This window comes from Mycobacteroides chelonae CCUG 47445 (genome assembly GCF_001632805.1).
Classification (GTDB): Bacteria; Actinomycetota; Actinomycetes; order Mycobacteriales; family Mycobacteriaceae; genus Mycobacterium; species Mycobacterium chelonae.
Window position 1 is genome coordinate 25375 of the sequence record NZ_CP007220.1, and the last position, 14443, is coordinate 39817.

Genomic DNA, 14443 nt, shown 5'->3' on the forward strand with positions numbered 1-14443 from the left:
GCGCTGCGTGCGCTGCGGGCGCCCCGTGTGTCCGGACTGCATGCGATCAGCGCCCGTCGGACAGCAGTGTGTCGAATGCGTCCAGCAGGGCGCCAAGTCGGTACGTCAGGTCAAACCGCTGCGACAGGCGCGGGCCTGGGCCACCTGGGCGCTGATCGCCGTCAACGTGCTCGTGTACTCCGCCGTGGTGGGGGGCACCGACGAGACCATGGCCGTCACCACCAGTCCACTGTTCCGGGATCTGGTCCTGTACCTGCCGTGGGTGGCGCAGGGTGAGCTGTGGCGCACGGTCACCGCGGGTTTCCTGCATTTCGGCCTGATGCACATCGGGGTCAACATGCTTTCGCTGGCCTTGATCGGGCCCGGCCTGGAGCACGCGTTCGGTCGTGAGCGCTACGCCACGATCTACGGCACCGCGCTACTGGGCAGCAGCGCCATCGCAATGTGGTTCAGTCCGAATGCGTTGGTGGCCGGTGCATCCGGCGCCATTTACGGTCTGCTGGGTGCGGCGCTGGTGCTGTATCTGCGGGAGCGGCTGAACCCGCAGACCATCATCATCGTGCTGGTGCTCAACATCGGGCTGAGCATCTCGCTGCCCGGCATCTCGTTGGCCGGGCATATGGGCGGCCTGCTGTTCGGCGTTCTGAGCGCGGGCGCGCTGTTGTACTACCGCGAGGTGTGCCGTGGGGTCGGTGTACCGGACCTGGTGCAGAAGCCCTCGACGCCGTGGGTGTTGGCTGCGGTCGTGATCGCGTTGTCGGTGGCGCTCATCGTGGCGAGGGTTCTCACCTACTCCGGATAGTGCACGTGCGGCAGCTTGGCTCTGAGAAACTGCCATTGGGTGTGCTGCTTGACGATGTCCGGTACGTCGTCAGTGAACGGCCGGTCGTAGCGTGCGGCGATCTCGGCGGCCGTCTGTACGTCGGTGGTCCAGCCGTGGCCCGTCAGCCAGTCCGCGGGGGGCATGCGGGAATCCGGATATGTCAGCATCCAGAAATTGGCGGCCCGGATATCTTCGGGGACAACGGGTTCGGCGAGTGAATCCCACGTCTCGGTCGACTGCAGGAAGATGTTGGCATCGCTGCAGATGGCGCTGCCCGGCGCGGACAGCTCGATGATGCGCTCGAAGAGCAGGTCCTGTGCCTGGCCGGGCAGGCCCGCCATGATCAGCGGCGCGATCAGCCAGGCCGTGGACTGCTCGGGGTCAAAGCCCGCGGCGCACAGATCCTCCGCCCACGGACCGGCGGTCGTCGCCACGGGTATGAGTCGCTGCGTCACCGCGGCGACAGCGCCGTGCTCCCTGAGCACGCGGGACCGGAACTCCAGCGTGTGCGGATGGTCCACTTCGTACAGGACGGCATCGGTCGGCCACGGGAGTCGATAGGCCCGGGTGTCCAGGCCCGCGACGAACTGCACGACTTGCCGGGTTCCCGATTCGAGCTCCGTGCCAATGAAGTCGTCGCCGTACCGCGTGAAGATTCCCGACGCGTTGATGAGAAGAAAGGTGCCGTCGGCTGCCGAGGGGTTCTCGGGAAATCCGGTGGCGAGGAAGGCACTACTGAGTGGCTCGTTCGCCGCGGTGACCAGGACCTCCGCAAGGGGATCGTCGATCAATGGATGGCCGCGCCGACTTTCCAGCGCTCGCAGAGCTGCGGCAATCAGATCGAACTGATATTTGTGCGCCGGTGAGGTCACAGCCTTTTCCGGTTGACCATCCAAGGAATCACCTGCCTTCTTGCACGTTGCCCCCAAGATAGCCATCGTGCGGCGCAAAGGTAATGGTGCTGCGCAAGCTGCCCGGCGAGACCGGGCTACCGAACCAAGCTCACTGTGCCGCGGGCCCGTCACTCGGCGGCGTTTCCGTGGAATGCGCAAGGTAATCGGCCGGCAGCATCGCGGTCAGGAAGCGACGGTCCGCGAGATCGTCGAACCCCGGCACCAGCTCGTCTCCGAACGGTCGGCCATAGCGCTCGGCGAGCTCACGTGTCGTGTACGTCCGGGTCAGCCACCCGTGCCCGGAGAGCCAGTCCCCGGGATGGGTGCGTTCATCACGATGTGCGAGCGCCGAGTAGTCGGCGCCGCGAAGCGCGTCCGGTAGGACGGTGTCCACGGCCTCGCCCCATGTCCGCCCGGACGGGGCCAGCGGATCATTGTCCGTCGCGATGATGCTGCCCGGAGCCGACATCTCGATGATCCGCTCGAACATCGTGTCGTGGCTGCCACCGGGAAGGTTGCAGACGACGCACTCGGCGAGCCACGCGGTGGGAATGTCTGGGTCGAATCCGGCCAGGGTCAGCTCCGCTTGCCACTGCTCGCCCAGGCCACACAGGACCATCCGCTGTGTCGTATGCGGCTCAGCCCCCGCGTTGTCGAGTGCCTTCATCTTGACGGTGAGGGCCTCGGCATAGTCGACCTCATAGACGACGGTGCCGGCGGGCCAGGAGAGCCGGTAGGCCCGGGTATCGAGGCCCCCGGCCAGCAGCACCACCTGGCGGATGCCGTTGGTGACGGACGCGAGCAGGGACTCGTCGTAGTACCGGCACATCGCCGCCACGTAGTTGGCGAGCAGATGGGTGCTCAGCTCATTCGCCGTCGACGGGTTCTCGTGAAGGCCGATGTCCAGGAGCGCTTGGGTGTGGGGATCAGCGACGGCATCGAGGATCGTCCGGGCGTGCTCGTCGTACAGCAATGGCTGTACGCGGCGTGCCTCGAGCGCCTTCATTGCGGCGATCGTCAGCCCGATCTGCATACTCTGGCGGACGAATCCGCTGCTATGCCCATCTCCTGGCATAAAGTCCAGCTTTCAATCCCCCAACCGTCAAACGACAGGCCTTTGCCACGTGGCCTGTTCGTACAGACGGCACCCTTGTGATCGATTGCATGGGAAACTTTAGTCGAAACGGGACAGTAAGGTCCCACCCCAGCATCGGTCCGCGCGCCTTGCACGCAGGGCTAGCGGGTGGCGGTGATGAAGTAGGCGTCCGACCACAGCGCGGTGATTTCGCTGTGCTCCTCGGGGGCGGGCCGTCCGTAGTCGGCTGCCTGTTCCAGGCGGTTGGTGACATCGACCTGCCAACCATGTTCGCCGAGCCATTCGATGGGTTCTTTGCGCTCATCGTCGTAGATCAGATCGCCGATGCTGACGTTCTGGAGAAACTCCGGCTTGAGCTTGTTCACGGCGTCCTGCCATTGGCCGGCGGTGGCCACCCGGCGGCGCCATTCGGTGGACAGGAAGCTGCCGGGGGCGGAATGGGCGGTGATCTTCTCGAACAAGGCATCCTGGGCGGCACCCGGCAGGTACGCCAGCAGGCCCTCTGCGAGCCAGGCCGTGGGCTTGCTCGCATCGAAGCCCGCGGTCTCCAGCGCGGCGATCCAGTCATCGCGTAGGTCGACGGCGACTTCGCGCCGCTCGGCCCGCGCGACCGCGTTCTCTTCAGCAAGGACGTGGTCCTTGAATTCGAGGACCTTCGGCTGGTCCAGTTCGTAGACGACGGTGCCGTCCGGCCAGGGCAGCCGGTAGGCCCGCGCATCCAGGCCAGCAGCCAGGATGACTACCTGTCGAACACCGGAAGCTGTTGCGGTGGTAAAGAATTCATCGAAGTACTTGGTGCGGACGGCGAGGTGATTGACCAGGTACGTGGTGGCGACGTCCCATTCGGACTCGGCCCGTGGCGCGGCCAGTGCCTCGGTGAGATGAGGTTCCCCGGAAGCCTCCACGAAGGCGCGGGCGTATTCGTCGCGGATGAGTGGTTCAGATCGGGTGGTCTCCAGGGCACGGAACGACGACACCATGAGGGCCGTGAAACCGACGCTGCTGACAATGTCCCACTGATCGCCCTCGGTCCGTGTCATGTGCCCGCCTCTTACCTCGGAGTAATTACCTAAGGCAACGATACGCGCGTTGTGGCATTCACGCCCGATACTGGGCGGCGCGCAGTGCCTCGTGCACTTCACGGGGGTCGGTACCCAGATCCCAACGATTCAGGACGATCAGGTCATCTCCGGATTCGATCTCCAGCAGCCGGGTGCGTCGGCCCAGTCGGCGGAACTCGCTGACCTTCACCGAGTCCACCGCGGCGCGGGGTAGCAGCGTGAGGCGGGTCAGGCCTTGCAGCTCAAGACCCTCGTCGGCGATGCGCAGTTTCGGACGGCACCGCCAGGACACGGCGGCGAACCCCAGCAGACCGAGCGCGGCCACCGAGGCCAACAGACGCCCGGGTGCATCGGCCACGAGGAAGACGGCGATACCGAACGCGACACCCACGAGGGCGGCGGCAGCGATACCGGCTGGTTTCGGGCCCCATTCGGCAGGGGATGCGGTCGGTTTATCCACAGGCGTTATCCACAGTGGGGATAAATCACATCGTTGTGATTGGGTGTCTCTTGGGTGGACTCGACGGAAACGGGTGCTAACCGGACCGGCAACGGCGGCCCGGGCTCCATCCCGTCTCGTGTCACCGCCACCGCATGGTCAGCAATAGTCCGGTGATCATGAAGGCAAACGCGATGGCGTAGTTCCACGGCCCCAGATCCAGCATCCAGGTGATGTGCTGTGCGGCGAGCTGGAACACCATCAACCAGGCCAGGCCGATGAGCATGAGGGTGAGGAAGAACGCGACGAACCAGACGCTCGACGGACCGGCTTTCACCTTGACCGGAGTACGGCTAACGGTGGTCGCGTTGAACGCTGACTTCTTACGGACCTTGGACTTGGGCATCGACTACCTCGGAAGCATCTGGGATATGGCGGCACGGCGACTGATCGCCATGGCCGGAGTCGTCATGGGTTCCTACGCAGGTTACAGCCCGATGCTGCGACAATCTTCTGGTGACCGCCGATGAGGCCCCCCGGAGCGGGGCCAGCCCCCAGCGCGAACCGGCGGCTCCTTCGGCCCGAGGGGGTCTTCTCTGGCGGGTCGGGGTGCCCCTGGTGTGCGCGCTTGCGGGCTTCCTGCTGGCCGCGACGCACACGGTGTCGGGCGGCAACGAGATCCGGCGGGGGGACTCTCCGTCGCCCCGGCTGGTGGATCTGGTGCGCGAGACGCAGAAGTCCGTCGACAAACTCAGCGCCACCCGCGACGGTTTGGCGAATGAGATGGCTGCCGCGCGGGCACAGTCGGCCGGGGGTGACAGCCAGGTGGCGGCGGCGCTCGCCGAAACCGGTGAGATGGCCGATGCCGCCGGCGTGCAGCCCGTCACGGGTCCCGGCCTGGTGGTGACGCTGACCGATGCCAAGCGCGACGCGTACGGGCGTTTCCCCCGCGATGCATCACCGGATGACTTGGTGGTGCACCAGCAGGATGTCGAAGGTGTGCTCAACGCCTTGTGGAGTGCGGGTGCCGAGGCCATTCAGATGCAGGATGACCAGCGCCTGGTCGCGAGTTCGGTACCTCGATGTGTCGGTAACACCCTGCTGCTGCACGGCCGTACCTACAGCCCGCCGTACGTGATCACGGCCATCGGTGATGCCGACGCCATGCAGGCGGCACTCGACGCGGCTCCGCTGGTAACCCTGTACCGGCAGTATGTCGCGCGATTTGGCTTGGGATATACGGTGACTCGCGGCCATCACCTCGAGGTGGCCGGATATCGGGATGCGGTGGGGCCCGGCCGTGCGGCTCCGCTGGAGGGCCGGTAGACATCGGTCGGCACCTGTCCGGTTAAACCGGCTGGGAATCCGCTGGCGCGGGTCCGTACCCTTGACCTGTGCGCATCCTGGTCGTCGACAACTACGACAGCTTCGTGTTCAACCTGGTCCAGTACCTGGGTCAGCTCGGCGTGGACGCGACCGTGTGGCGCAACGACGACCCGCGACTGGCCGACACCGATGCGGTGGCCGCCGACTTCGACGGCGTACTGATCAGCCCCGGCCCGGGGACACCAGAGAGCGCGGGCGCGTCCATCGCGATGGTGCATTCCTGCGCGAAGACGGGCACCCCGCTGCTCGGGGTGTGCCTGGGACACCAGGCGATCGGGGTGGCGTTCGGCGGCACCGTCGACCGCGCACCAGAGTTATTGCACGGCAAGACGAGCACGGTCGAGCATGAAGACGCCGGGGTGCTGCGCGGTCTGCCAAACCCGTTCACGGCCACCAGGTATCACTCGCTGACGATCCTCCCAGACACCGTGCCTGAGGGGCTTCGGGTGATCGCCCGCACCGCCAGCGGGGTGATCATGGGTGTCATGCACACCGAACATCCGATTCACGGGGTGCAGTTCCACCCGGAGTCGATCCTCACCGAGGGTGGGCACCGGATGTTGGCCAACTGGCTCACCTATTGTGGTGCGCCCCTTGATGAATCGCTGGTGCGCTCGCTTGAGGCAGAGGTCGCCTCGGCACTGGACGGCGTCAGCGGACGCGTGAGCGCCCTCGGCGGCTGAGGTCTAGCCCGTACCGAAACGCAGCTTGATCGTTGCGTTGTAGTTGACCCCGGCACCGGGCTGCGGGTCCTGAAAGACCACGCGTGCCCTGTTGTTGCCATCGGACGGCACGTCCTCGGTGGTGATGTCGCCGGTCCATCCAAGGCTGCGAAGCTGTGGCTCGGCATCGACCCAGAACTTGCCCATCACGCTCGGCATGCGGAATTGCCCGCCGGATGACACCCGGATCTCGATGGCACCGTCCTCGGGGAACATGGTTCCGGCGGTCGGATTCGTGCTCAGGATCTGCCCCTTTGGCTCCGGGCTGGGGACCGGGATCACCGTGGGCGGTGCCGTGAAGCCGTAGGTGGGCAGGTTCTTGAGGGCAACGTCGATGTTCTGCCCGACGAAGTCTGGTGCGGGCTTCTCCCCCGGGCCCTTGCCGACAACGATGGTGATGTTGTTGGTGACCGCCGAGTACTGTCCGGCCGGCGGGTTGGTGGCCATGACGCGGCCCTTGTCCTCGGGCAGCGACTTGGTCTCGCTCTGGGTGAAGGTGCCCTTGAACCCGGCGGCCTGCAGCTTCTTGACCGCGTCGCCGAAGCTGAGGCCATGGCAGTCGGGTACCTGCTGGCTCTCCGGCCCGATGGACACGTTCAGCGTCACCTCGGAACCGGCCGTCACGGTGGAACCCTTCGCGGGATCGGTGTCGATGACTCTCTCGGGAGCAAGCTTTGAGCTCGTGTTCTTCTGGATCTTGGTCTTGAACCCAAGGTTCTGCAGCGCGGCGACGGCGTCGGCCTGGGACTTGCCCGTCACGTCGGGAACCTGGACATCACGCGAGGGGCCGTTGCCCAAGATGATGGCGAAGGTGACCACCACGGTCAGCACCACCAGCGCGGCAAGTCCGACCAGCCAGCGGCTCAGTGGATTGCGCCGCGGCTCCGCGTAATGGCTGGGCAGCGGATTGGTCTGAGGTCCGGAGGCCGGGAAGGCCTTGGCGTTGGAGGGGGTGCTGAGCATGGAGCTGCGCTCGGCGTCGGTGAGAACCTTCGGGGCCTCCGGCTGCTCGCCCTGATACACCCGCATGAGGTCGGTGCGCATCTCGGCGGCGTTCTGGTACCGGTTATCGGGGTTCTTCGAAAGTGCTTTGAGCACAACCGAATCAAGACCGGGAGGAATCTCGGGGTTGTGCTTGGAGGGCGCAACCGGATCTTCACGCACATGCTGGTAGGCCACCGCGACAGGTGAATCGCCGACGAAAGGCGGCTCGCCGGTGAGCAATTCGTAGAGAACGCAGCCCAGGGAGTACACGTCGGAACGCGCGTCCACGGTCTCGCCGCGCGCCTGTTCCGGCGAAAGATACTGCGCGGTCCCGATGACCGCCGCGGTCTGGGTGACGCTGACACCGGCGTCCGACACGGCCCGCGCGATCCCGAAGTCCATCACCTTTACCGCGCCGGTCTTGCTGATCATGATGTTGGCGGGCTTGACATCACGATGGATGATGCCGTGCTGGTGGCTGAAGTTGAGCGCCTGGCAGGAGTCGGCGATGACCTCGATCGCCCGGCGGATCGGCATGGGGCCGTCGTCCTTGACGATGTCGCGCAGGGTGATGCCGTCGACGTACTCCATGACGATGTACGGCAGCGGCCCCGTGGGCGTCTCGGCCTCGCCCGTGTCGTAGACCGCCACGATCGCCGGGTGGTTCAGTGCGGCGGCGTTCTGTGCCTCGCGGCGGAAACGCAGATAGAAGCTGGGGTCCCGGGCCAGATCGGCGCGCAGCACCTTGATCGCGACGTCACGGTTCAACCGTTGGTCGCGCGCCAGGTGAACCTCGGACATGCCTCCATAGCCGAGGATCTCCCCCAGCTCATAGCGGTCCGAGAGGTGCTGCGGAGTGGTCATTACGGTGATTTCGTCCCAGTGATCGGGTCCGGTTCGGCGACCGGAAGCAGAGCCACGATATTAGCTGGCGCAAGCGCTCCTGGCGAAGCTGAAGCCGGACTTGAGGGTGCCTCGCTGCTGGGCGTCGTCGCCGATGGGAGCGGCACGTCATTCTTCTGCTCACTTGCTCGCAGAAGGATGAGCGCCGCGATGATGATCGCGAAGATGCCCAGCACCGCGGCCGCCCACATCAGGGCCTTCTGGCCGGGCGAGAACGTGCCACGCCGGGGCGGTGGCGGCCGGTGCGAGCCCGTAGGCGGTCGGGTGCGGGAGGTGGGCGGGGCAACTCGGCTGGGTGTCCCCACGGCAGGCCGCACCTGCGTGGCGGGCGGGATGGCCGCCGGCGTGGCCCTGCTGATGGTCGGCGCCTGGTTGGGCCGGGGTGGGCGGCGACCGGCACGCACCGCCGCCACCGCATCGGCGAACGGGCCGCCGCTGGTGTACCGATTCTGGGGGTTCTTCACCAGCGTGATCTCGATGAGCTCGCGCACGTTCGGGGGTAGATCGGCGGGCAACGGCGACGGTGTCTCCTTGATGTGCTTCATCGCGACCGTCAGCGCGCCGTCGCCCGAGAACGGGCGCTTACCCGAAACTGCTTCGTAGCCAACAACTCCCAGTGCGTAGACATCGCTGGCGGGGGTGGCGTCGTGACCCAGAGCCTGTTCGGGGGCGATGTATTGGGCGGTGCCCATCACCATGCCGGTCTGGGTGACCGGGGCGGCGTCCACGGCCTTGGCGATGCCGAAGTCGGTGAGTTTCACCTGCCCGGTGGGCGTGATCAGGATGTTGCCCGGCTTCACGTCACGATGCACCAGGCCCGCGGCGTGCGCGACCTGCAGGGCACGCCCGGTCTGCTCCAGCATGTCCAGCGAGTGGCGCAGCGACAGCCGGCCGGTGCGCTTGAGCACCGAGTTCAGCGGCTCGCCGTGAATCAGTTCCATGACCAGGTACGCGGTGCGGCCCTCGCTGTCGATGTCGGTTTCGCCGTAGTCGTACACGCTGGCGATGCCGGGATGGTTGAGCATCGCCACGGTGCGTGCCTCGGCGCGGAACCGCTCGATGAACTCTGGATCCGACGAGAACTCGGCCTTGAGCACCTTGACGGCCACCTTGCGGCCCAGGCGGCTATCGGTGCCCTCCCAGACCTGGCCCATACCGCCGGTAGCGATGAGCCGCTGCAACCGGTAGCGGCCCGAAAGCGTTTCTCCCACACGAACTGTCATGAGGCCCCCTGTAGTGCTGCGGCAATGACCTGCCGCCCGATGGGTGCGGCGACGGAGCCGCCGGTGGCCGCGAGGGCGCGGTCTCCGCCATCTTCGACGAGTACCGCGATGGCCACCTTAGGGGTGACCACCGTGGCTTGAGGATCCGATGTGGTGCTCGATGCCGGTGCAAACGCGATGTACCACGCGTGTGGTGGGGTGTTGCGCGGATCGGTGCCGTGCTCGGCGGTGCCGGTCTTGGATGCGATCTGCACGCTGGGGATGGCTCCGGTCTGTGCGGTGCGCTGTTCTGAGGCAATCATCAGTTCGGTCAATGTGTTCGCGATAGCGGGTGTCACGGCTTGGCCAATGTCATCCGGGGTGGTGGTGGACAGATTCGAAAGGTCTGGGCCCTTAAGGCTATCGACCAGGTGCGGCTGCATCAGCACACCCTTGTTGGCAACGGCCGCAGCGACCATCGCGTTCTGCAAGGGGGTCACCGCGACGTCCTTTTGCCCGATGCTCGACATCGCGACGGCCGCGTCATCGGACATCGACCCGACGGTGGAGGTAGCCACCTGGAGTGGGATGCCGTCGATTTCGTGGTCGAGACCGAAGGCTTGCGCGGCCTTGACCAGCTTGTCGCGCTTGAGTTGTTCGGATCCGAGTTTGGCGAAGGCGGTGTTGCAGGAGCGCGCGAACGCCTCCTTGAGGGTGGTGTTGTCGCCACCCCCGCAGGAGGTCCTGTTGTAGTTCTCCAGGGTTGCGTTGCTACCCGGCAGGAAGATGGTTGGGGACGCGGTCACCTCGGTGTTGACCGTCTTGCCGTCGGCCAGCGCCGCGGCCGTAGTGATCACCTTGAAGGTCGATCCCGGTGGGTAGGTCTGCGAGATGGCGCGGTTCAGCATCGGCTGCGCGGGGTCTTCCTGCAGCTGCTTCCAGGCCGCGTTCTCCTTCGCGGAGTCCTGGCTGGCCAGCAGATTGGGGTCGTAGGAGGGCGTCGACACCATCGCGAGGATCTTTCCGGTGGAGGGTTCGAGCGCGACCACCGAGCCGCGGCAGCCGTCCTTGCAGCCGCGGTGCATGGCGTCGTAGGCGGCCTGCTGCACATCGGGGCGGATGGTCGTGACCACGCTGCCGCCACGTGGATCGCGGCCCGTGAAGAAGTCCGCGAGTCTGCGGCCGAAAAGCCGGGGATCGGATCCGTTGAGCACGCTGTCCTCGGCGCGTTCCAGCCCGGCGCTGGAGTAGTTGAGCGAGTAGAAGCCGGTGACGGGCGCGTAGACCAGTGGATCGGCGTACTGCCGCAGGAAGCGGAAACGACTGTCGGTGGCCACCGAGGAGGCGAGTAACTGCCCGCTCGCCGATATCTGCCCCCGCTGGCGCGAGTACTCATCGAGCAGCACCCGCTGATTGCGGGGGTCGGCGCGCAGTCCGGGTGCCGTGAACACCTGGGTGAGCGTGGCATTGGCCAGCAGTAGCACGACCAGTGCCATGACGACGAGAGATACCCGGCGGATCGATGTGTTCATACGCGATCGATCAGTTCCGTCCGGGCCTCCGCGATGGGGGCGGCGTTGGGTGCGGAGGTGGTGGTCAGTGGTCGGCGGGCGATATGCGAGATGCGCAGCAGGATGGCCAGCAGCACGTAATTGGATACCAGTGACGAACCGCCGTAGGAGATCCAGGGCGTGGTGAGCCCGGTCAGCGGAATGAGCTTGGTGACACCGCCGACGACGATGAACAGCTGCAGCGCCAGCGCCGCCGAGAGGCCGGAGGCCAGCAGCTTGCCGAAGCTGTCACGCACCGCCAGCGCGGTGCGGAAGCCCCGGACGATGAGAATGGTGAACACGAGCAGCACTCCGGCCAGGCCGACCAGTCCGAGTTCCTCGCCGATCGCGGCGATGATGAAATCCGTTGATGCGGCAGGAACCGTGCCCGGCTGACCGTTTCCGAGACCGGTGCCGAAGATGCCACCGGTGGCGAAGCTGAACAGCGACTGCATCATCTGGTACCCGTTGCCGTCCGCATCCGCGAAGGGGTCCAGCCAGGTTTCGACCCGCACGCGCACATGCGCGAACAAGAAGTACGCCAAAAACGCGCCGACGACGAAGAGGCCCAGGCCGATCAGCACCCAGCTGATCCGTGCCGTGGCGATGTACAGCACCGTGAGAAATGAGGTGTACAGCAGCAGCGAGGTGCCCAGGTCCTTCTCAAAGACCATGACGCCCACGGATATTGCCCACACCGCGAGCAGCGGGCCCAGGTCCCTGGCCCGGGGCGACTCCACGCCCCAGTAGCTGCGGCCGGCAGTGCGAAACAGGTCGCGTTTGGTCATCAGGAAGGCCGCGAAGAACACCAGCAACAGAATCTTGGCGGCCTCGGCGGGCTGAATCGACAAGAACGGCAATTCGATCCAGATTTTGGCGCCGTTTCGTTCCGAGGCCGAGGACGGCAACAGCGCGGGGATGGCCAGCAGGACGATGCCAAGGATGCCGAAGGTGTAGCCGTACCGTGCCAGCACCCGGTGATCCTTGACGGCTACCAGGATCCCGACGAGCGCGGCGACACCCACCAGCGTCCAGAGCACCTGCGCGTTGGCTTCCACCGTCTCGGAGCCATCGCCGGCGGCCGCTTTCGCCAGGTCCAGACGATGGATCATCACCAGCCCGAGGCCGTTCAGCAGTGCGACACAGGGCAGCAGCAGCGGATCGGCGTAGGGCGCGTAACGGCGAATCCCTAGATGTGCCAACGTAAACAGGACGAGGTACGCAAGTCCGTATTTCAGTAGATCCCAGGAAAGTCCCCGCTCGAGGTTCGCCTCGACCAGGATCAGTGCCACGGTGGTGATCGCGGCGGCGAAGCCGAGGAGCCCCAACTCCGCGCTACGTCGTGTGGATTGGGGTGGTGGCGAGGTGCCTGCCCCACGGGCCACTACAGCGGTTTGGGGCGCCGTCGTCATGACACGGTCCGGCAGGTGACGCCCGGCTCTTGTGGTGGCGCCGGCAGTGGCGCCGGCGCGGGGGTGGATGTTGTGGTCTGCGTCGTGCTTGCGCCGGGTGTCGCCGGAGACGTGGGCGCGGGCGACGGCCGCGTGGTTGTGGTCGTCGTGGGGGATCCGGATGTGGCGGACGGGGAGCGTCCCGCGGTGGTCGGTGCGGGCGGCGCTGTCTTGGGCGCGGGCGGTGCGCACGGGGGCAGCGCGCTCTTGGTGAGCTGACGTAGCTGGCCGATGGCCTGGTCGAGAGTGCCTCCGGGCAGACCCGTTTCGACCTGCTGACGCTCGGACGGGCGCAGATCGGACACCTTGAAGTACTTGCAGGACAGGCTGGATGCGGACTCGCCGTAGCTCACCAGCGACAGGTCACCGCGGTTGTCAAGGCAACCCACCAGGTCCGGCCGCTGCAGCCGATAACCCAGGAGGGAGCCCTGGACGCCCTGCATGATGGAGACGTTGCCTTCGTAGGCGCTCACATAATAGTTGTTGAGCACCACGCGGCGGCCGATCGCCAGGCCGGCCAGCGCGATCAACACCACGAGCACCGCCGCGATCAGCCAGCGGAGCCGGCGTTTCTTGGGCCGTGTGGTATCGGAATCGGTTGTGTCGCTATCGGATTCGTCCTGAGCGGGCTCGGGCTCTTTGAGCGCGCGCTGGATGGCGGCGGCCCGCCCGGCGGCGGTGTTCGGCGGAGGTGTGTCGGTGTCGGCGTCGGCGGATATCGCCCCCGCCACGATCGGCCGGGTTTGCCCGTAGTCCAGCTCCACGACATCGGCGACGACGACGGTGACATTGTCGGGTCCACCGCTGCGCAGCGCCAGCTCGATGAGCCGGTCGGCGGCGGCGGAGACATCGGGGATCTCCAACGCCTCGGCGATGGTCTCGTGGCTCACCGGATCGGACAGTCCGTCCGAACAGAGCAGGTATCTGTCTCCCGCCTGCGCCTCACGGATTACGAGAGTGGGCTCGACCGGTGCACCGGTGAGCGCGCGCATGATGAGCGAGCGCTGCGGATGGTTGTGTGCCTGTTCCGGAGTGATGCGACCCTCGTCGACAAGGGTCTGGACGAAGGTGTCGTCCTTGGAGATCTGCGCCAGCTCGCCATCGCGCATCAGGTAGGCGCGTGAGTCGCCGATATGCACCATGCCCAGCCGTTTCCCGGTGAACAGGAAAGCCGTCAGCGTGGTGCCCATTCCGTCGAGCTCGGGCTCGGCGCGCACATGGTCGGCGATCGCCGCGTTACCGGAGTGCACCGCGTCGGCCAGCGTATCCAGCAGATCGCCGCCAGGCTCATCGTCGTCGAGTGGGGCCAACGCCGCGATGACCAGCTGTGAGGCGACTTCACCGGCGGCATGACCGCCCATGCCGTCGGCCAATGCCAAGAGGCGGGCACCGGCGTAGACGGAGTCCTCGTTGTTCGACCGCACAAGTCCGCGGTCGCTACGCGCTGCGTAGCGAAGCACCAGTGTCACGAGCGCAGCTCGATCACTGTCTTACCGATCCGTACCGGCGTCCCCTGGGGAACCCGCAGCGCCGTCGTCACCTTCTCCCTATCCAGATATGTGCCGTTGGTCGATCCTAGATCCTCGACGTACCAATCGGCCCCGCGTGGCGATAGCCGCGCGTGCCGCGTCGACGAGTAATCGTCAGTGAGCACCAGTGTTGAGTCGTCCGCACGGCCGATCAAAATGGGCTGGGTGCCGAGCGTGATCCGGGTGCCGGCCAGGGCGCCCTCGGTCACCAACAGGTACTGCATCTGACGCCGGCCCGCCTTCGCGGGACTAATCGCACGCAGGTTCAAACCGCGATTGGCCATCAGCTGACCGGTGGGGGCGTAGATATCGGTCCGCAATATGCGCAGCACCGACCAGATGAACACCCACAACAGCAACAGGAACCCACCGCGGGTGAGCTGGAGCACCAGTCCCTGCATCCG

Annotated in this window: 14 protein-coding genes; 3 read left to right on the plus strand and 11 right to left on the minus strand. The window is 66.1% G+C overall.

Annotation, left to right across the window (positions count from 1 at the left end):
* The first annotated feature begins 40 nt into the window (after nt 1-40).
* On the plus strand, nt 41-802 hold the full coding sequence (locus BB28_RS00140; protein WP_052740067.1) for a rhomboid family intramembrane serine protease: 762 nt from the start codon (nt 41-43) through the stop codon (nt 800-802).
* Here the strand turns inward: BB28_RS00140 and BB28_RS00145 are convergent.
* The 5 genes from BB28_RS00145 to crgA form a co-directional block, all read right to left on the minus strand.
* Nucleotides 790-1761 (minus strand): SAM-dependent methyltransferase, encoded by a 972-nt coding sequence (locus BB28_RS00145; RefSeq protein WP_081252178.1) that lies wholly within the window; start codon nt 1759-1761, stop codon nt 790-792. The genes BB28_RS00140 and BB28_RS00145 overlap by 13 nt on opposite strands.
* 64 nt (nt 1762-1825) lie before the next feature.
* A complete protein-coding gene (locus BB28_RS00150) occupies nt 1826-2791 on the minus strand; it encodes an SAM-dependent methyltransferase (RefSeq protein WP_046251992.1) in 966 nt (321 codons plus the stop codon).
* A gap of 161 nt (nt 2792-2952) precedes the next feature.
* Nucleotides 2953-3852, minus strand: a complete 900-nt coding sequence (locus BB28_RS00155) for a class I SAM-dependent methyltransferase (protein ID WP_046251994.1) — start codon at nt 3850-3852, stop codon at nt 2953-2955.
* 58 nt (nt 3853-3910) lie between these two features.
* A complete protein-coding gene (locus BB28_RS00160; RefSeq protein WP_046251995.1) occupies nt 3911-4333 on the minus strand; it encodes a PH domain-containing protein in 423 nt (140 codons plus the stop codon).
* Nucleotides 4334-4454: 121 nt separating this feature from the next.
* Complete coding sequence (crgA, locus tag BB28_RS00165) at nt 4455-4718, minus strand: cell division protein CrgA (protein WP_005082859.1); 264 nt, start codon at nt 4716-4718, stop codon at nt 4455-4457.
* Nucleotides 4719-4921: 203 nt separating this feature from the next.
* Between crgA and BB28_RS00170 the strand changes: the two genes are divergently transcribed.
* Nucleotides 4922-5638 (plus strand): DUF881 domain-containing protein, encoded by a 717-nt coding sequence (locus BB28_RS00170; RefSeq protein WP_046252003.1) that lies wholly within the window; start codon nt 4922-4924, stop codon nt 5636-5638.
* Between the two features lie 68 nt (nt 5639-5706).
* On the plus strand, nt 5707-6381 hold the full coding sequence (locus BB28_RS00175; RefSeq protein WP_030098143.1) for an aminodeoxychorismate/anthranilate synthase component II: 675 nt from the start codon (nt 5707-5709) through the stop codon (nt 6379-6381).
* Between the two features lie 3 nt (nt 6382-6384).
* Here BB28_RS00175 and pknB read toward each other — a convergent pair whose 3' ends face one another.
* The 6 genes from pknB to BB28_RS00205 are packed head-to-tail and all read right to left on the minus strand — an operon-like array spanning nt 6385 to nt 14440.
* Nucleotides 6385-8268 (minus strand): Stk1 family PASTA domain-containing Ser/Thr kinase, encoded by a 1884-nt coding sequence (gene pknB, locus BB28_RS00180; protein ID WP_046252005.1) that lies wholly within the window; start codon nt 8266-8268, stop codon nt 6385-6387.
* Nucleotides 8268-9530 (minus strand): serine/threonine-protein kinase, encoded by a 1263-nt coding sequence (locus BB28_RS00185; protein WP_030098145.1) that lies wholly within the window; start codon nt 9528-9530, stop codon nt 8268-8270. The genes pknB and BB28_RS00185 overlap by 1 nt, the downstream gene beginning before the upstream one ends.
* Complete coding sequence (locus tag BB28_RS00190) at nt 9527-11041, minus strand: penicillin-binding transpeptidase domain-containing protein (RefSeq protein WP_046252006.1); 1515 nt, start codon at nt 11039-11041, stop codon at nt 9527-9529. The genes BB28_RS00185 and BB28_RS00190 overlap by 4 nt, the downstream gene beginning before the upstream one ends.
* Nucleotides 11038-12471: an FtsW/RodA/SpoVE family cell cycle protein gene (locus BB28_RS00195; protein ID WP_046252008.1), complete on the minus strand. Its 1434-nt coding sequence runs from the start codon at nt 12469-12471 to the stop codon at nt 11038-11040. Before BB28_RS00195 ends, BB28_RS00190 begins: the two co-directional genes overlap by 4 nt.
* Nucleotides 12468-13979, minus strand: a complete 1512-nt coding sequence (locus BB28_RS00200) for a PP2C family protein-serine/threonine phosphatase (RefSeq protein ID WP_046252009.1) — start codon at nt 13977-13979, stop codon at nt 12468-12470. Before BB28_RS00200 ends, BB28_RS00195 begins: the two co-directional genes overlap by 4 nt.
* Nucleotides 13976-14440 (minus strand): FHA domain-containing protein FhaB/FipA, encoded by a 465-nt coding sequence (locus BB28_RS00205; protein WP_030098149.1) that lies wholly within the window; start codon nt 14438-14440, stop codon nt 13976-13978. Before BB28_RS00205 ends, BB28_RS00200 begins: the two co-directional genes overlap by 4 nt.
* Between the last annotated feature and the right edge of the window lie 3 nt (nt 14441-14443).